Origin of the sequence: Nocardia sp. CA-151230, assembly GCF_050942175.1 — a bacterium.
Classification (GTDB): Bacteria; Actinomycetota; Actinomycetes; order Mycobacteriales; family Mycobacteriaceae; genus Nocardia.
Window position 1 is genome coordinate 4,962,863 of the sequence record NZ_CP192061.1, and the last position, 12,948, is coordinate 4,975,810.

General features: G+C 67.2%; 16 protein-coding genes. 11 read left to right on the forward strand and 5 right to left on the reverse strand.

Annotated features, from left to right (window positions below):
* The first annotated feature begins 11 nt into the window (after window positions 1–11).
* Window positions 12–581, forward strand: coding sequence for a TetR/AcrR family transcriptional regulator (locus ACQP1O_RS23530; RefSeq protein ID WP_433560647.1), 570 nt, complete (start codon window positions 12–14; stop codon window positions 579–581).
* Between the two features lie 59 nt (window positions 582–640).
* Here the strand turns inward: ACQP1O_RS23530 and ACQP1O_RS23535 are convergent, their stop codons facing one another.
* Window positions 641–1,885, reverse strand: a complete 1,245-nt coding sequence (locus tag ACQP1O_RS23535; protein ID WP_433560648.1) for an MFS transporter — start codon at window positions 1,883–1,885, stop codon at window positions 641–643.
* 112 nt (window positions 1,886–1,997) lie between these two features.
* Here ACQP1O_RS23535 and ACQP1O_RS23540 point away from each other — a divergent pair, with 112 nt between their 5' ends.
* The 6 genes from ACQP1O_RS23540 (at window position 1,998) to ACQP1O_RS23565 (ending at window position 6,052) form a co-directional block, all read left to right on the forward strand.
* Window positions 1,998–2,375: an ArsR/SmtB family transcription factor gene (locus tag ACQP1O_RS23540; RefSeq protein ID WP_433560649.1), complete on the forward strand. Its 378-nt coding sequence runs from the start codon at window positions 1,998–2,000 to the stop codon at window positions 2,373–2,375.
* A gap of 19 nt (window positions 2,376–2,394) precedes the next feature.
* The gene (locus ACQP1O_RS23545; protein WP_433560650.1) at window positions 2,395–2,805 is read left to right on the forward strand and encodes an NUDIX hydrolase; all 411 of its coding nucleotides are present in this window, start codon (window positions 2,395–2,397) and stop codon (window positions 2,803–2,805) included.
* A gap of 139 nt (window positions 2,806–2,944) precedes the next feature.
* Window positions 2,945–4,066: an NAD(P)H-dependent flavin oxidoreductase gene (locus tag ACQP1O_RS23550; protein WP_040857678.1), complete on the forward strand. Its 1,122-nt coding sequence runs from the start codon at window positions 2,945–2,947 to the stop codon at window positions 4,064–4,066.
* A gap of 146 nt (window positions 4,067–4,212) precedes the next feature.
* Window positions 4,213–4,710: a hypothetical protein gene (locus tag ACQP1O_RS23555; protein ID WP_433560651.1), complete on the forward strand. Its 498-nt coding sequence runs from the start codon at window positions 4,213–4,215 to the stop codon at window positions 4,708–4,710.
* A gap of 275 nt (window positions 4,711–4,985) precedes the next feature.
* Window positions 4,986–5,792 carry an HNH endonuclease family protein gene (locus ACQP1O_RS23560; RefSeq protein WP_433560652.1) on the forward strand — a complete coding sequence of 269 codons (807 nt, stop codon included), beginning with the start codon at window positions 4,986–4,988 and terminating at the stop codon, window positions 5,790–5,792.
* Between the two features lie 35 nt (window positions 5,793–5,827).
* A complete protein-coding gene (locus tag ACQP1O_RS23565; RefSeq protein ID WP_433560653.1) occupies window positions 5,828–6,052 on the forward strand; it encodes a hypothetical protein in 225 nt (74 codons plus the stop codon).
* 3 nt (window positions 6,053–6,055) lie between these two features.
* Here ACQP1O_RS23565 and ACQP1O_RS23570 read toward each other — a convergent pair whose 3' ends face one another.
* Window positions 6,056–6,508 carry an SRPBCC family protein gene (locus ACQP1O_RS23570; protein WP_433560654.1) on the reverse strand — a complete coding sequence of 151 codons (453 nt, stop codon included), beginning with the start codon at window positions 6,506–6,508 and terminating at the stop codon, window positions 6,056–6,058.
* Between the two features lie 119 nt (window positions 6,509–6,627).
* On the opposite strand from ACQP1O_RS23570, the gene ACQP1O_RS23575 reads away from it, so the two are divergent.
* Together ACQP1O_RS23575 and ACQP1O_RS23580 are read left to right on the forward strand one after the other, a co-directional pair.
* On the forward strand, window positions 6,628–7,752 hold the full coding sequence (locus ACQP1O_RS23575) for a DUF418 domain-containing protein (RefSeq protein ID WP_433560655.1): 1,125 nt from the start codon (window positions 6,628–6,630) through the stop codon (window positions 7,750–7,752).
* Window positions 7,749–8,276, forward strand: a complete 528-nt coding sequence (locus ACQP1O_RS23580; RefSeq protein WP_433560656.1) for an NUDIX hydrolase — start codon at window positions 7,749–7,751, stop codon at window positions 8,274–8,276. The genes ACQP1O_RS23575 and ACQP1O_RS23580 overlap by 4 nt, the downstream gene beginning before the upstream one ends.
* A 22-nt stretch (window positions 8,277–8,298) precedes the next feature.
* Here the strand turns inward: ACQP1O_RS23580 and ACQP1O_RS23585 are convergent, their stop codons facing one another.
* Window positions 8,299–8,895, reverse strand: coding sequence for a Uma2 family endonuclease (locus ACQP1O_RS23585; RefSeq protein ID WP_433560657.1), 597 nt, complete (start codon window positions 8,893–8,895; stop codon window positions 8,299–8,301).
* A 162-nt stretch (window positions 8,896–9,057) separates the two neighbouring features.
* Here ACQP1O_RS23585 and ACQP1O_RS23590 point away from each other — a divergent pair, with 162 nt between their 5' ends.
* Window positions 9,058–9,519: a hypothetical protein gene (locus ACQP1O_RS23590; RefSeq protein WP_433560658.1), complete on the forward strand. Its 462-nt coding sequence runs from the start codon at window positions 9,058–9,060 to the stop codon at window positions 9,517–9,519.
* 3 nt (window positions 9,520–9,522) lie between these two features.
* Here the strand turns inward: ACQP1O_RS23590 and ACQP1O_RS23595 are convergent, their stop codons facing one another.
* Window positions 9,523–10,665 (reverse strand): serine hydrolase domain-containing protein, encoded by a 1,143-nt coding sequence (locus ACQP1O_RS23595; RefSeq protein ID WP_433560659.1) that lies wholly within the window; start codon window positions 10,663–10,665, stop codon window positions 9,523–9,525.
* Window positions 10,666–10,731: 66 nt separating this feature from the next.
* Window positions 10,732–12,135 (reverse strand): MFS transporter, encoded by a 1,404-nt coding sequence (locus ACQP1O_RS23600; RefSeq protein WP_433560660.1) that lies wholly within the window; start codon window positions 12,133–12,135, stop codon window positions 10,732–10,734.
* A 100-nt stretch (window positions 12,136–12,235) separates the two neighbouring features.
* Between ACQP1O_RS23600 and ACQP1O_RS23605 the strand changes: the two genes are divergently transcribed.
* Window positions 12,236–12,712: a winged helix-turn-helix transcriptional regulator gene (locus ACQP1O_RS23605; RefSeq protein WP_433560661.1), complete on the forward strand. Its 477-nt coding sequence runs from the start codon at window positions 12,236–12,238 to the stop codon at window positions 12,710–12,712.
* The last annotated feature ends 236 nt before the right edge of the window (window positions 12,713–12,948 follow it).

Genomic DNA, 12,948 nt, shown 5'->3' on the forward strand with positions numbered 1-12,948 from the left:
ACAGTCAACCCGTGCCCCGCCCACTCGACCACGCCCGCCGCGCTCAGCTCCTCGAAGGCGTCATCGCCTACATCGCCGAGTACGGCCTGGCCGAACTCTCCCTGCGACCGCTGGCGGAATACCTGGGCACCAGCTCCCGCATGCTGATCCACTACTTCGGGACGAAAGAGGCAATGCTGGTCGCCGCCTTGGAAACCCAGCGGCCCGACATCGCCGCGCTGTTCTCGGGCATCGACTCCGCGGAGGTCCTCCGCGAGCGACTCTCCGCCTCGTTTGCGATCAATACCGCAGGCCAATTCGCGAACAGCCTCCCGGTACTGCTTCAGGTTCTCGGAGCGGCCACCGTCCCGAACAGCCCTTTCAAGGCTTACGCGACCGACGCCATCCTGGTGCTCATCACCGCAATGACCCGGTCCCTCAGCCGAATCGACCCCACCATCCCCGACCCCGAGGCATCGGCCACCCTGCTCGTCTCGGGTATGCGCGGGCTGATCCAGGACTGGTGGGTCACCGGCGACACCACCCGGGTCCACCGCGCCGTGAACCTCCTCATAGCCCAAGCCATCCCCACGCCCTCGTGAACGGCGAACACGCCTTGGCGCACACCGGAAACGGTGCTGCACCAAGGCGTGCCGGCGAGTCAGGCGGGAGTGAGGGCGGGGCGATTGCGCAGGATCGCGGCAGCGGCCGACGCCGAGAGTGCCAGCAGGGTCAGCGCGAAGGTCGTCGCTCCGGTCGAGAGTCCGACGACGTCGCTCAGGTACCCGGTGCCGACGGGCAGCAGGCCGGCGGGGATGTATCCGCCGATATTGAACGCCGCGTTGGCTTCTGCCAATCGGGCGGCCGGGACGGCGTGGTTGAGCAGCGACAGCCCACCCAGCTGGCCCAAGCCCTGACCCGCCCCGGCGAGCAGCGCCGAGGCGATCAGAGAGGTCGGCGACTGGGTGTGGACGGCGATCGCGAGGGCGAGCATCGCGAGGGCGGTCGAGGCGGCGGAGACCGCCATCGTCGCCGGGCGCGGCAGGGACCGGGCGGCGAACTGGACGGCGGTGGCGGTGGAGAACATCGCGAAGGCCATGGCGCCGGCGACGATTCGGCTCGTGGTGCCGAGCAGGCCGGACAGCAGGGCCGGGCCGAGAGACAGTACGAAGGAGGTGGCCGTGATTCCGGGCGCGAACACCGCGATACCGAGGAAGAGCTGGCGGCGGTTCGCATCGGGCACCCGGGGCACCCGGATCCATGAACCCGCACCCCGATGTGCCGGACGGCCGACGGGCATCCGCAGCACCGTCACGAAAGCTGTTGCCAGCAATGCGATCTCGACCACGAAGACGGTGACGGTCGGGGCCGGGGCGGTCTCGGACAGGACACCGGACAGCAGCGGGCCGACGCCCGCGCCCAGGACCATCGCCGTCGAGGCGAAGAGCGCGCCCAGGTGCTTGCGCTCGGGTCCGGCGACATCGGTCACGGCGGCCATGCCCGCCGACACCGCCGCGCCCACCGCGATACCGGTCAGCAGGCGAGCGATCATCAGCGCGATCACACCGGGAGCGGTGGCGAAGATCAGACATGCGGCCGCCGCGAGGATCAGCGCCGGGATCAGCACGGCCTTGCGGCCGAGCCGGTCCGAGGCGACGCCGGAGACCAGCAGCGATCCGAGCAATCCGACGATGTAGAACGCGAAGACCACGGTCATCGTGCCCTTGGAGAACCCGAAGTCGCGCTGCCACAGCACATACAGCGGCGTCGCCGCGTTCGAGAGCACGAAGACCGCGGTCACCGGCCATGCCGCGAGCCAGATCCACCACGTCGGGGCGACGCGAGATGCGGTTCCGGGATCGATCTGCCGCGCGGCCTGTGCCGGACGAGATTGTGTCGCAACCACTTCCACTACCTCCACTCATAGTTTGAATCGACTCGAACTAGTACGAACGGAGTCGAACATAGCATGCTGTACGATCAAAGTCGTACAAGCGCCGACAGTGAGGAGTTCATCGATGCCGGCCCAGCAGCGCCCCGCGCCGAAGTTCACGCTCCCCGCGGAACCGGCCGCCGTGCCGGATCCGTTGCCGGAACCCGGACTCGACGAACTGCGACTCGAGACCGTCATGGGCGCGCTCAGCGACCCACTGCGGCTGCACATCGTCCAGAAACTGCTGCTCGAATCCGAGGCCTACGACCACTCCTGCGGGTGGTTCGGCATCGACCGCCCGAAATCGTCACTGACGCACCACTTCAAGGCGCTGCGCGAAGCCGGTGTCACCCGCCAGCGTCAGTACGGCCTCGAACGCCGCAGCCAGGTCCGCATCGACGATCTCGAAGCCCGCTTCCCCGGCCTGCTCGAGCTCGTCGCCGCCTGGGAGCCCGCGGACTGACGCCCGATAGGCTGCGCCCATGCAGACGGAGCGGGAGCAGCGGCTGATCGACACGGTGGCCTGGGTGCGAATCGAGGACGGTCGCATCCTGTGCGCGCGGCCGAGCGGCAAGGACGTCTTCTATATCCCCGGCGGCAAACGCGAGGGCGCGGAGACCGATCTGCAGACCCTCGTGCGCGAGATCCGCGAGGAGCTCACGGTCGACCTCGCGCCGGACACCGTCGCCCACGTCGGCACCTACGAGGCCCTGATTCCCGACGCCGTCGTGCGCATGGCCTGCTACACCGCCGAGTACTCCGGCACCCTCGCGGCCAGTAGTGAGATCGACGAGATCGCCTGGTTCACCTACGCCGATCGGCCGCACGTCCCGCCCGTGGACCAGCTCCTTTTCGATGATCTGCACGCCGACGGTCTGCTCGCGCACGGCTGACCATTCCCGGCAACTAGAACATGTTGTTGACAGTGGCCTACGGGTAGGCATCGAGAGACTGGTCCGAATGTAGAACATGTTCTAGTGTGGTGGGCACAACATTTCCAGTGCCGGAAAGTTCAGAGGAGCCCACCACACCATGCGTACCGAGATCTGTGATCGCCTCGGCATCGACGTACCCATCTTCGCCTTCACCCACTGCCGGGACGTGGCCGCCGCGGTCAGCAATGCGGGCGGTCTGGGTGTGCTCGGCGCGGTCGGGTTCACCGCCGAACAACTCGAGGTCGAGCTGCAGTGGCTCGACGAGCACGTGCAGGGCGTCTACGGCGTGGACCTGGTCATCCCCTCCAAGTACGAGGGCAAGGGCGTCGAGGGCCTGAGCCCCGAGGAGCTGGAAGCCCAACTGGCCAAGCTGGTTCCGCAGGGGCACCGCGACTTCGCCGAGAAGATCCTCAACGATCACGGCGTACCGCACCTGCCGCCGGAGGAGCACCACAACCAGCTGCTGGGCTGGACCGCCACCACGGTCGCCCCGCAGATCGAGGTGATCCTGAAGCACCCCAAGGCCAAGCTGGTCGCGAACGCGCTGGGCACCCCGCCCGACGACGTCATCAAGCAGATCCAGGACTCCGGCCGCCTCATCGGCGCGCTGTGCGGTTCGGTCAAGCACGCACTCAACCACAAGAACGCCGGCCTGGACTTCGTGGTCATGCAGGGCACCGAGGGCGGCGGCCACTGCGGTGAGATCGCCTCGATGGTGCTGTGGCCGCAGGTCATCGACGCGATCGGCGATATGCCGGCGCTCGCGGCCGGTGGTATCGGCAATGGCCGTCAGGTCGCGGCCGCCCTGGCCATGGGCGCGGCCGGTGCGTGGACCGGTTCGCTGTGGCTGACCGTCGAGGAGGCCAATGTGCCGCCCGCGCAGATGCAGACCTACATCGACGCCACCAGCTCCGACACGGTGCGCTCGCGCTCGTGGACCGGCAAGCCGTGCCGCATGCTCAAGAACGACTGGACCGAGGCGTGGGAAGCGCCCGAGAACCCGAAGCCGCTGGGCATGCCGCTGCAGATGATGGTCGCCCTCGACGGCGTCAAGCGCGGCCACCGCTACCCGGAGCAGGCCAAGGACGTGAACTTCAACCCGGTCGGCCAGGTCGTCGGCATGATGAACAAGATGGAGCGCTCCGCCGACGTGGTGCAGCGGCTCATCACCGAGTACCTGGAGTCCTGCGAGCGGCTGAACAAGCTCAACAACGCCTGATTCTCAGGACATCGATACCGCCTGACGCTCAGGCGATTCGGCGCGTCGGGTAGGGGCTGCCCGGCGCGCCGACGCATATCCGGCCGGTGGGGTACCAGGTCACGGGCTGCCGGGTCGGACGATCGGCCGGCGCTAGGGTTGTACCCATGGGGAAGCTCGAGCGGGTGCTGCGGGCCGCGTACTACGCGCTGCTCTCGGTGCCGGTCGCCTTCGCGCCCACGGGGGTTCGGGCGCGGGTGGTGCGGCGAGTGTTCCGGGTCCCGTTCGAGCTGCGGGAACCGGGACCGTGGCGGACCGCCGGGCACACGGTACTGGCGGTCGCGATCGGACTGATCGCATGGTTCGCGGCCTTCCTGATGGTGTTGGCCGCGGTGCGCGGCATCTTCTATCCCCTGGTGGCAGCGCACGATTTCGAACACTCCTGGGGCGGGCCCACATTGGCCGGCGCGTGGGCGGTGCATTGTGCCGGGGGCGCGCTGCCACTCCCCCTGTGGGTACTGCTCATCGCCGGGTTCGGAATGCTCGAACAGCGTCTCGCCCAGCGTTTGCTGGGCCGCAGCGGGCCATGGTGGCCGGTACCGGTGGCCATCGCGATGTGCGCGGGCGGCGTGGCCTTCTTCATAGCCTGGTGGCATCAGATCTAGCGCGACGCGCTCGACGCGCAGGATGCCGAGCGGAAATCCCTGCACCGTCATTGTTTTCGATCTCGGGGCGATTCAGCATGGAATTGCGGCGGGTGTGCCGCGAGTCCGGTTCCGGACGCCGATTCTCGGGGCGCGGTGTGACACCGGTCTCCGAAACCCACGTGCGGCTTGCCGTTTCGGGTCGCTGATTGTCAAGGTTTGCGGGATATGTTGAACACGAAGCCGTCACGCCTGTCGAAGCCCCTGTCCCCGGCCGCCGCGGGCGGTGATGCGCGGTGACATCGTCGAAGATCCGTTCCTCCCCCACTCTGCGCCGCGTCTTGAAAGCGACGGTGTCGCTGCTGTTCGTGATCGTGCTGGCCATCGTGGCCGTCGTCCTCGAAAAGCATGTCGGCACCGATAAATCGGACGCGAGCGGCCCGCCGGTTCCGGATCGCGGTGCTCAACCTGCGGGATCGGCCAAGGAGATCAGCAGTCTGCTGGGAAAACTCCGGGTGGCCGACGAACTGCCGATGACCGGTTACTCGCGTGACCGATTCCCGCACTGGGACACCGACAAGCCCGAACATGGATTCGGCGACGCCTTCGTGCAATACAGTCGCTGCACGACTCGTGACGTGGTGCTTCTACGCGATGCGACCGGGCCGGTGAAGCTCGATCCGAGCAGCTGCAAACTGAGCGTCGGCACCAATGGTGGCTGGCGCGACCAGTACGGGGTCATGGACAAGAAGACCAATGCCCTCAAGCCCTACAAGTGGACCACCGATTCGTCGGCCCTGGACATCGACCACATCGTGGCGCTGGCCGAGGCGTGGCGTTCGGGCGCGTCGAACCTCGACGACGACACCCGGCGCCATATCGCCAATGACGCACTGAACCTGGTGATTTCCGATCCGACCGCCAACCGCTCCAAGGGCGACCAGGATCCGTCCAGTTATCTGCCGCCCGGGAATTTCCGGTGCGCCTATATCGGGCACTACATCCAGGTGAAAGTAAAGTACGGATTGAACGTCGATACCAAGGAGCAGACCGCACTGCAGACCGCGGTGAAGGACTGTGTCAGCAAGGGAGAGTTCACATAGTCGCCGTCGTCGAAATCCGCAGCGAGGCAGCCGTCATGACCCGGGAAGAGGGAACGGTCTCCGGGGATCTCGATGTGACGCTGGATTATTCGGGCCACGGGCTGGTGCGCTATCGCGGCACCGCGACCTGGTACACCATCGGCAATCTGGAGGACGAGGAACCACGCAGCTGGACCAGCGTGCACGAGCTGGCCACCGCCATCGAGAACGAGAGCGGTGGCCGCGACGCCGCCGGCAATGTGCTGCCGTTCGAGGCGTGAGCGCTAGTCGCGCACGGCTTTCAGGGCCTCGGCCCGCGTCTTGACGGCGTCGGTCATGCCCTCGAACCCGGTGGTCAGCGCGCCGCCCAGCAGGCCGGCGACCACCGGGGCCAGCGGCCCGTTGAGCTGGAAGTGCGAGAAGTAGCGGGTGCGGCCCTCCGCCAGCGGGGTCAGGGTGTGCGAGCGCTCGCTGCTGAGCAGGCCCAGCGGCGCGGGCTTCATGTTGTAGCTGAATTCCTTACCCGGTGTGTGGGAACGGATGAACTCGCGCTGCTGCTTGGGCTTCGGCCCGACCAGCCGCACCTTCATATCGATCGGCGACCCCGGTTCGAGGGTGGTCTTGCACTCCAGGCAGAAGGGATTCCATTCCCCGTACTTGTCCACATCGGTGAGCACCTGCCAGACCAGCTCGGCGGGCGCGTCGATCTCCACGCTTTTGTCGATGACGAAGGCCATGAGGGAACAATACTGAAACCAGTTCTAGACGGTGGGGCGGGCCGTCACTCTGCGGAGGGATGGCCCTCTCACCCTGACGGGTGATCCGGGGCGCGATGGCGCGACCCTACGGTCGGCCCATGACGGACGAGCGGGCCATGGTGGTGGTGCCCCGGCTGCGGGAACTCGACGCCCTGCGCGGATTCGCGCTCGGCGGAATCCTTCTGGTCAACATCGAGATCATGTCGGACCCGACCGGGTTCCCGGACGGTGCCGCGATGACCTTGTCGCAGGCGCTGTTCCACAACAAGTTCTATGTGCTGTTCTCGTTCCTGTTCGGCTACGCGCTGACCATGCAGTTCCGGTCGGCGCAACGGGCCGGGGTGAGCGGGCGGAACCGCACGGTGCGAAGATGCCTGGCGCTCATGGCCATCGGGCTGGTGCACGTGGTGTTCTTCTTCATCGGCGACGTGCTGTTCGGATACGGGGCGATCGGGCTGGTTCTGCTGGCATCGAGCCGGCTGCGGCCGCGCGCCGCGCTGTGGGTGGCGGGGGTCCTGTACGCCATTGGAGCACTGGCGATCGCGGTGATCAGCGCCGCCGGGCACGACACCGTCGATCCCGCCGAGCACGAGCGGCTGCTCGATATCGTCCGCGCCGGATGGGGCCGGGCCGCAGTCTGGCGCTGGGACGTTTTCGCCGATCGGCTTCCGACCTTCCTGCTGTTCGGCCTGTTCAATGTGCTGCCGCTGTTCCTGGTCGGCTTCGCGGCGGGCAAGGCGCGACTACTCGAATCCCCGGACCGCTACCTGCAATTCCTGCCGCGAGTGCAATGGATCGGCTTCGGTGTGGGACTTCCGATTTCGGTCCTGTCCGCGATCACGCAGTGGATGCCGCTCGCCGGACCCGCAGTCCTCGCCGGACCCCTGCTGGCCGCCGCGTACGCCGCGACCCTCCTGCGAGTCATCCACCGCCATCCCGGAACAGCCGACCTCTTCGCCCCCGCCGGAAAGCTCGCCGCCACCGTCTACATCACCCAGTCGGTGATCACTGCCCTGATCTTCACCGGCTACGGCTTCGCCTGGGCCGGCCACCTTTCGGACTGGACGGTCCTGGCCACAGCCGTCGCCATCTACGCCACCCAACTGTCCCTGTCCCGCCGCTGGATCCGCCACCACCGTTACGGCCCCATCGAATTCCTGCTCCGCACAATCACATACGGCCCCCAGCGACTGCGCTCGTCCCCCAGTACCGTCGAACCATGACCCTCGCGGACCGCTACCCTCTGCTCCACACCCCCGCCCGGTGGGAATGGGGTGGCCTCGACGTCCAGTTCTCCACCGATCTCCCGCCCGACGATCTGGTCACCAACATCCACGTCGTCTGCTTCCTCGGCGACCGAGTCGTCCTCTGCCGCGACGACCGGAACCTCTGGATCCTCCCCGGCGGCACCCGCGAAGACGGAGAATCCATCGAGTCCTGCGTAATCCGCGAACTGGCCGAGGAGGCCGGCGCCGAACTGTCCGGCCCCCTCCACCACTTCGGCGCCCACTACGCCACCACCGACCGCCCCACGCCCTACCGTCCCTGGCAACCCCACCCCCACAAAGCCTGGCTCTGGTGCACCGCCGACGTCACCCTCACCGGCCACCCCACCAACCCCGATGACGCAGAACAAATCCTGGAAGTCCGCGCCTTCCCCCTCGCCGAGGCCATCCGCCTGGCAGCCACCGACGGCTCCCACGTCCCTGAACTACTCCGGTTGGCCGCCGAGCTTCACCCACGCTGATCGTCGAGAACCACAGCGCACGTCAGCCATCCAATCGACTGAATGGAACGACCGCCGAATAAGGGCTCTCCAGCAGCAACGCGTCTTCATGGGTTTCGGCGAGCCGATAAGTCCGCGCGGCCCAGTCGAGCCGGTACTCCTGGATCATCTTCACGTAGAGGCTGGAGTCCAGATAGACGATCAGATAGACCGCAATCCCCTCGTAGGCGTATTCAGCAAGCTTGTCGACGGTATCGGTGTACCCGGAACCGGGCGATACGACTTCGACGACCAGTAAGGCATCGGCGGTGGTGAGTTTGGTGCCCCGTTCGACGCAGCGGTACACCGTCACGTCGGGGCGACGGAACGAGAAGGCCCCGTCGCGCCGCTTCCTCCGGGTGAAGTGGACGTCGACATCGGTCGACACCCGCATGCAGGGGTCGTCGGGCTTCGTCGCTTCGAGATGATTGGCGAGCCGCCGAGCGACATCGCTGTGTTCCGCACTGCCGCTCTGGCAGCGGATGACGTTCCCGTCGATGACTTCGATCAGCTTGCGCAGGGCATCCGGGAGCTCGTCGTAACGCTCCTCGGTGAGCTCCAGCGCCCCGGGGTCGTCGGCCCACACGGGCAATTCGGTCACTGGCAACCTCACTCGAAACGGGATGTCAGGGCATGGTCATCGTACGCGCCGGACCTCGGAACCCTGGAGATGCTCGGACCCCATGCTCAGCTGATGACTGTCGGGTCATAGGGCGGCGCGTTATAGTCCTGGCCGGATATGCGCGCGTGGTGGAGGGGACAGATGGCGGGGCAGGTCGAGGCGGCGGCGGTGAGTATCGGGCTCGGGATCGATACTCGGGTTACGTTGGCGGCGGCGGGGTTGCTGTTCATTTTGGCGTTGCTGCTCGGGGTGTGGAAGTACCAGCAGGTCAGTGCTTCTCCGGATGCGACTGCGCATGTGTATGTGGATATCGCGCACAGGGCCACGCTGCTGTACTCGTTCGCGGCGTTGCTGCTCGCGGGGTTCACCGAGTTGAGTGCCTGGTCGACGGCGGTGAATCTGAGCGCCGATGCGGTAGTGCTGCTCTTCTTCGTCGCGGCGATCGCGGCGTACATCTATCACGGGTGGCGGCGGGATACCACGAATCAGTTTCATGGGCAGACGGACAAGCTCGGGCTGCGAATCGCGATGGCGTTGCTGATCGTGGGTGAGGTCGGTGGATTCCTGGTGCTGTTCAGCGGGTTTCTCGCCGGGCAGTTCTGACGGTTACGGACACAGGGCGTCGCCGAGCAGACCGGTGATGTCCGGCTCGGTGTCCGGGGAGTCGTTCATGGCTATGGTCACCGCGCGGCCCTCTGTGGTGGCGCCCGAGATCGTGAGGTAGCCCGCGATTTCGCCGACGTGGCCGAAGTATTGTGCGCCGCAGGACAGTCCGATCGCACCGATGCCGAGGCCGTAATCGAGGGCGGTGTCCGAGGTGCGGGGCGGGATCGTGAGCATGTCGTGCAGCTGTCCGTCGGCGACGATCTTCCCGGCGAGCAGGGCCATGAAGAAGCGGTTCAGGTCGTTGCCGGTGGAGATCAGTCCGCCTGCCGACCACCCGACCGACGGCTCGGAGCGGGTGACGTCGGTCGGGACGCCGCCGACGAGGGTGTAGCCCTGCGGGTGCGGGCCGCGGAAGCCGGTCTCGCCCGGACCGGGCAGGTAGGTGTCGGCGAGCCGATTCGGGGTGGTGATGCGGCCGGCGAGCTCGTCGGAATACGGTCTGCCCGTCACCTTCTCGACCAGCATGCCCGCGACGATGAAGTTGGTATTGGTGCACTTGAACCGGTCCCCCGGCGCGAACTGCGCGGGGCGGCGCAGCGCGATCGCGATCTCCTCGGCGGGAGTGAAGGTGCGGCCCTCGGCCGCGGCGCGCACCTCGTCGAGTTCGGGGTCATCGGAGAGTTCGGGCAGTCCGCTGCGGTGCTGGAGGATCTGGCGCACCGTGATGAGGCGCCCGTCCACGCCATTGCCCCTGAGGAGCCCGGGCAGATAGGTGTCGACAGGTTCGTCGAGCCGCACCTTCCCCTCCGACACCAATTGCATGATGAGTGCCGCCGCAAAGGTTTTGGAGATGCTGCCGACGCGCACCTGCTGCGGCGGGGCCATCGGAATCGGCGCCCGGCTGGTGCGGTCCCCGACCCCGGCGGTGAGGGTGATGGTCTGCCCGTTCTCGGTGAGGGTCGCGATGACCCCGGTGGTCCCGGCCCGCACCAGCCCGTCGATGTCGTCGCGAATCCGCTCGACTCGCTTGGGCGACACCGCCATCGGGGTGGTGGAGACCGGCTGCGGCACCGAGGTGGTCACAGTCCCGCATCCTGTGGCCCCCACCAGCGCCAGCACTGTCACCGTCAGCCCGATTCGCATATCTCGACGGTAGGGACGGTCGCCGACCGGGACATCCGGACAACCCCTGAGTCGGTCCCTGAGAATCTACCCGGATACCGACGCGGCCTTCGGCAATCGCGCTGCCAGGCCCAGCACGCCCGCGGCCACCGAAGCGCCGGCGATCACGTACCAACCGTGCTGGAAGGCGTCGAGAGTCGCCTGCGCTCCGGCGGGCGTACCCAGTACCGCCACCAGGACGGCCACACCCACGGCCATTCCGAGCTGGCGCGCCATACTCAGTACCGCCGACCCCGTCGCGAACTGCTGTGGCGGCAGCCCCGCGGTCCCCGCCGCGACACTGGTCGGCATGGTCAGGCCCACGCCCAGACCGGTCACCAGCATGCCGCCGAGCAGCCCGGCCGGATAGTCCGGCTGCAGCGTGATCGCCTGCGCCCACCAGACGATTCCGGCCGCGAACGCCACCCCGCCGAGCGCGAGCACCGGCCCGACACCGATCCGGGCGATCAGCCGGCCCGCCGACACCGCCACCAGCGGCACGATCAGCGGCCCGGGCGCGATGCCCAGCCCGGTCTGCAAGGCCGACCACCCCCATACGTTCTGCATCCACAGCACCGCCGACAGCAGCATCCCCGCGAACGCGATATTGAACAGCAGCGAATTGCCGAGCATGAGCGCGAAATTCGGCACGCGCAGCAGTCCCTGATCGATGACGGGACTGTGATGGCGACGCGACGAGACCACGAACATCGCCGCGAACACAACGGTCGCCGCGAACGCACCGACGACACCGGGCGATCCCCATCCCCAGTCCTCGCCCTTGACGACGGCCAGAATCAGCGACGCCACCGAACCGATCAACATCAGCGCGCCGACTCCGTCCGGCATCGATCCGCCCGTGCCGTTCGGCCGTGGCAACAGCCGCGCCCCCAGCGCCAGCGCGATGATCCCCAACGGCACGTTCACCAGGAACACCCAGCGCCAATGCAGTTCGACCAGCAGTCCGCCGATCACCGGCCCCAGCGCCGCACCCAGACCGCCGAACGCCACCCACAGCCGCACCGCCGTCGCCCGCCGCTCGGCCGGTGTCGCGGCCAGCAGCAGGCCCAGCGAGGACGGTGTCAGCAACGCCGCTCCCGCCGCCTGCAGGACCCGGAAGGCCACCAGCGCACCGGTATTCCAGGCCACCGCGCACAGCGCCGACCCCAGCACGAATACGCTCAGTCCGGTCAGGAACGCGGTCTTGTTCCCGTTCCGGTCACCCAGACGTCCGGCGGGAACCAGCAGCGCCGCGAACACGATCGAATAGGCGTTGAGGACCCACGACAGTCCCGCGATCCGGGCTCCGGAGAAATCCTGCGCGATCCGCGGCAGCGCCACATTGACGATGAACAGGTCCAGGCTGGACAGCAGCACCGCCACCGCGACGATCCCGAGCACCACCCGCGGGTCGACGGCCCGCCGTTCCTCCTGCATGACAACGGTGTTCATCGTTCTCCCCCATATGTCCGGCCGTCGGCCCGAGTGAGTTTCTTCATGAGACGGACCATAGGCCAGTGAGTCTCTTCAAGCAACCGACTATGCTGGGGTCATGCGGCGAACCAGCTTCGAGGACATGAACTGCTCCATCGCCCAGTGCCTGGAGGTGGTGGGCGAATGGTGGACCCTGCTCATCGTCCGTGACGCCCTCTTCGGCATCACCCGCTTCGACGACTTCCGCTCCCGCCTCGGCATCGCCCGAAATGTCCTCACCCAGCGTCTGGAACACCTTGTCGCCCAAGGCATCCTGGACAAGACCCCCTACCAGGACAACCCGGTCCGCTACGACTACCGGCTCACCGACAAGGGCCGCTCCCTGTGGACGATCCTGGCCGCCATGCGCCAATGGGGTGACGAATGGGCCGCCCCCGCCGGCCCCCCGATCGAATCCGTCCACAAGGCCTGCGGCCACGTCATGATCGTCCAGCCCGTCTGCTCGGAATGCGGCGATCACCTCACCGTCAAGGACCTACGGCCGCAGCTGGGCCCGGGAGCTCACGACCCGTCGTTGCTGCCCGGCAGCAACTGAGGTACGAATCCGTCCGGCCGGCGCGAATCGTCATCGACCTGCGCACCCGCGGGCATGGTCTCCTGTCGGCTTCGCCTCGAAAGTCCTGCGTTCGACAGCGGAGGCACGCCGCTCCTTCCCATCCGCATGGATGGTCACGAAGGAGTTGCCGCACCGCACTGCGTTTCGGCCGCGTAGATGCGCCGAAATGAGGTCGGCATCGGTGAGGTCGGCCCCATCGGGTGTCGCGCGCTGCA

Coding starts and splice junctions, on each gene's coding strand:
- ACQP1O_RS23575 (WP_433560655.1), top strand. CDS start 6,628: ATGACGGACGAGCGGGCCATGGTGGTGGTGCCCCGGCTGCGGGAACTC.
- ACQP1O_RS23605 (WP_433560661.1), top strand. CDS start 12,236: ATGCGGCGAACCAGCTTCGAGGACATGAACTGCTCCATCGCCCAGTGC.
- ACQP1O_RS23580 (WP_433560656.1), top strand. CDS start 7,749: ATGACCCTCGCGGACCGCTACCCTCTGCTCCACACCCCCGCCCGGTGG.
- ACQP1O_RS23555 (WP_433560651.1), top strand. CDS start 4,213: ATGGGGAAGCTCGAGCGGGTGCTGCGGGCCGCGTACTACGCGCTGCTC.
- ACQP1O_RS23565 (WP_433560653.1), top strand. CDS start 5,828: ATGACCCGGGAAGAGGGAACGGTCTCCGGGGATCTCGATGTGACGCTG.
- ACQP1O_RS23595 (WP_433560659.1), bottom strand. CDS start 10,665: ATGCGAATCGGGCTGACGGTGACAGTGCTGGCGCTGGTGGGGGCCACA.
- ACQP1O_RS23550 (WP_040857678.1), top strand. CDS start 2,945: ATGCGTACCGAGATCTGTGATCGCCTCGGCATCGACGTACCCATCTTC.
- ACQP1O_RS23540 (WP_433560649.1), top strand. CDS start 1,998: ATGCCGGCCCAGCAGCGCCCCGCGCCGAAGTTCACGCTCCCCGCGGAA.
- ACQP1O_RS23600 (WP_433560660.1), bottom strand. CDS start 12,135: ATGAACACCGTTGTCATGCAGGAGGAACGGCGGGCCGTCGACCCGCGG.
- ACQP1O_RS23570 (WP_433560654.1), bottom strand. CDS start 6,508: ATGGCCTTCGTCATCGACAAAAGCGTGGAGATCGACGCGCCCGCCGAG.
- ACQP1O_RS23545 (WP_433560650.1), top strand. CDS start 2,395: ATGCAGACGGAGCGGGAGCAGCGGCTGATCGACACGGTGGCCTGGGTG.
- ACQP1O_RS23590 (WP_433560658.1), top strand. CDS start 9,058: ATGGCGGGGCAGGTCGAGGCGGCGGCGGTGAGTATCGGGCTCGGGATC.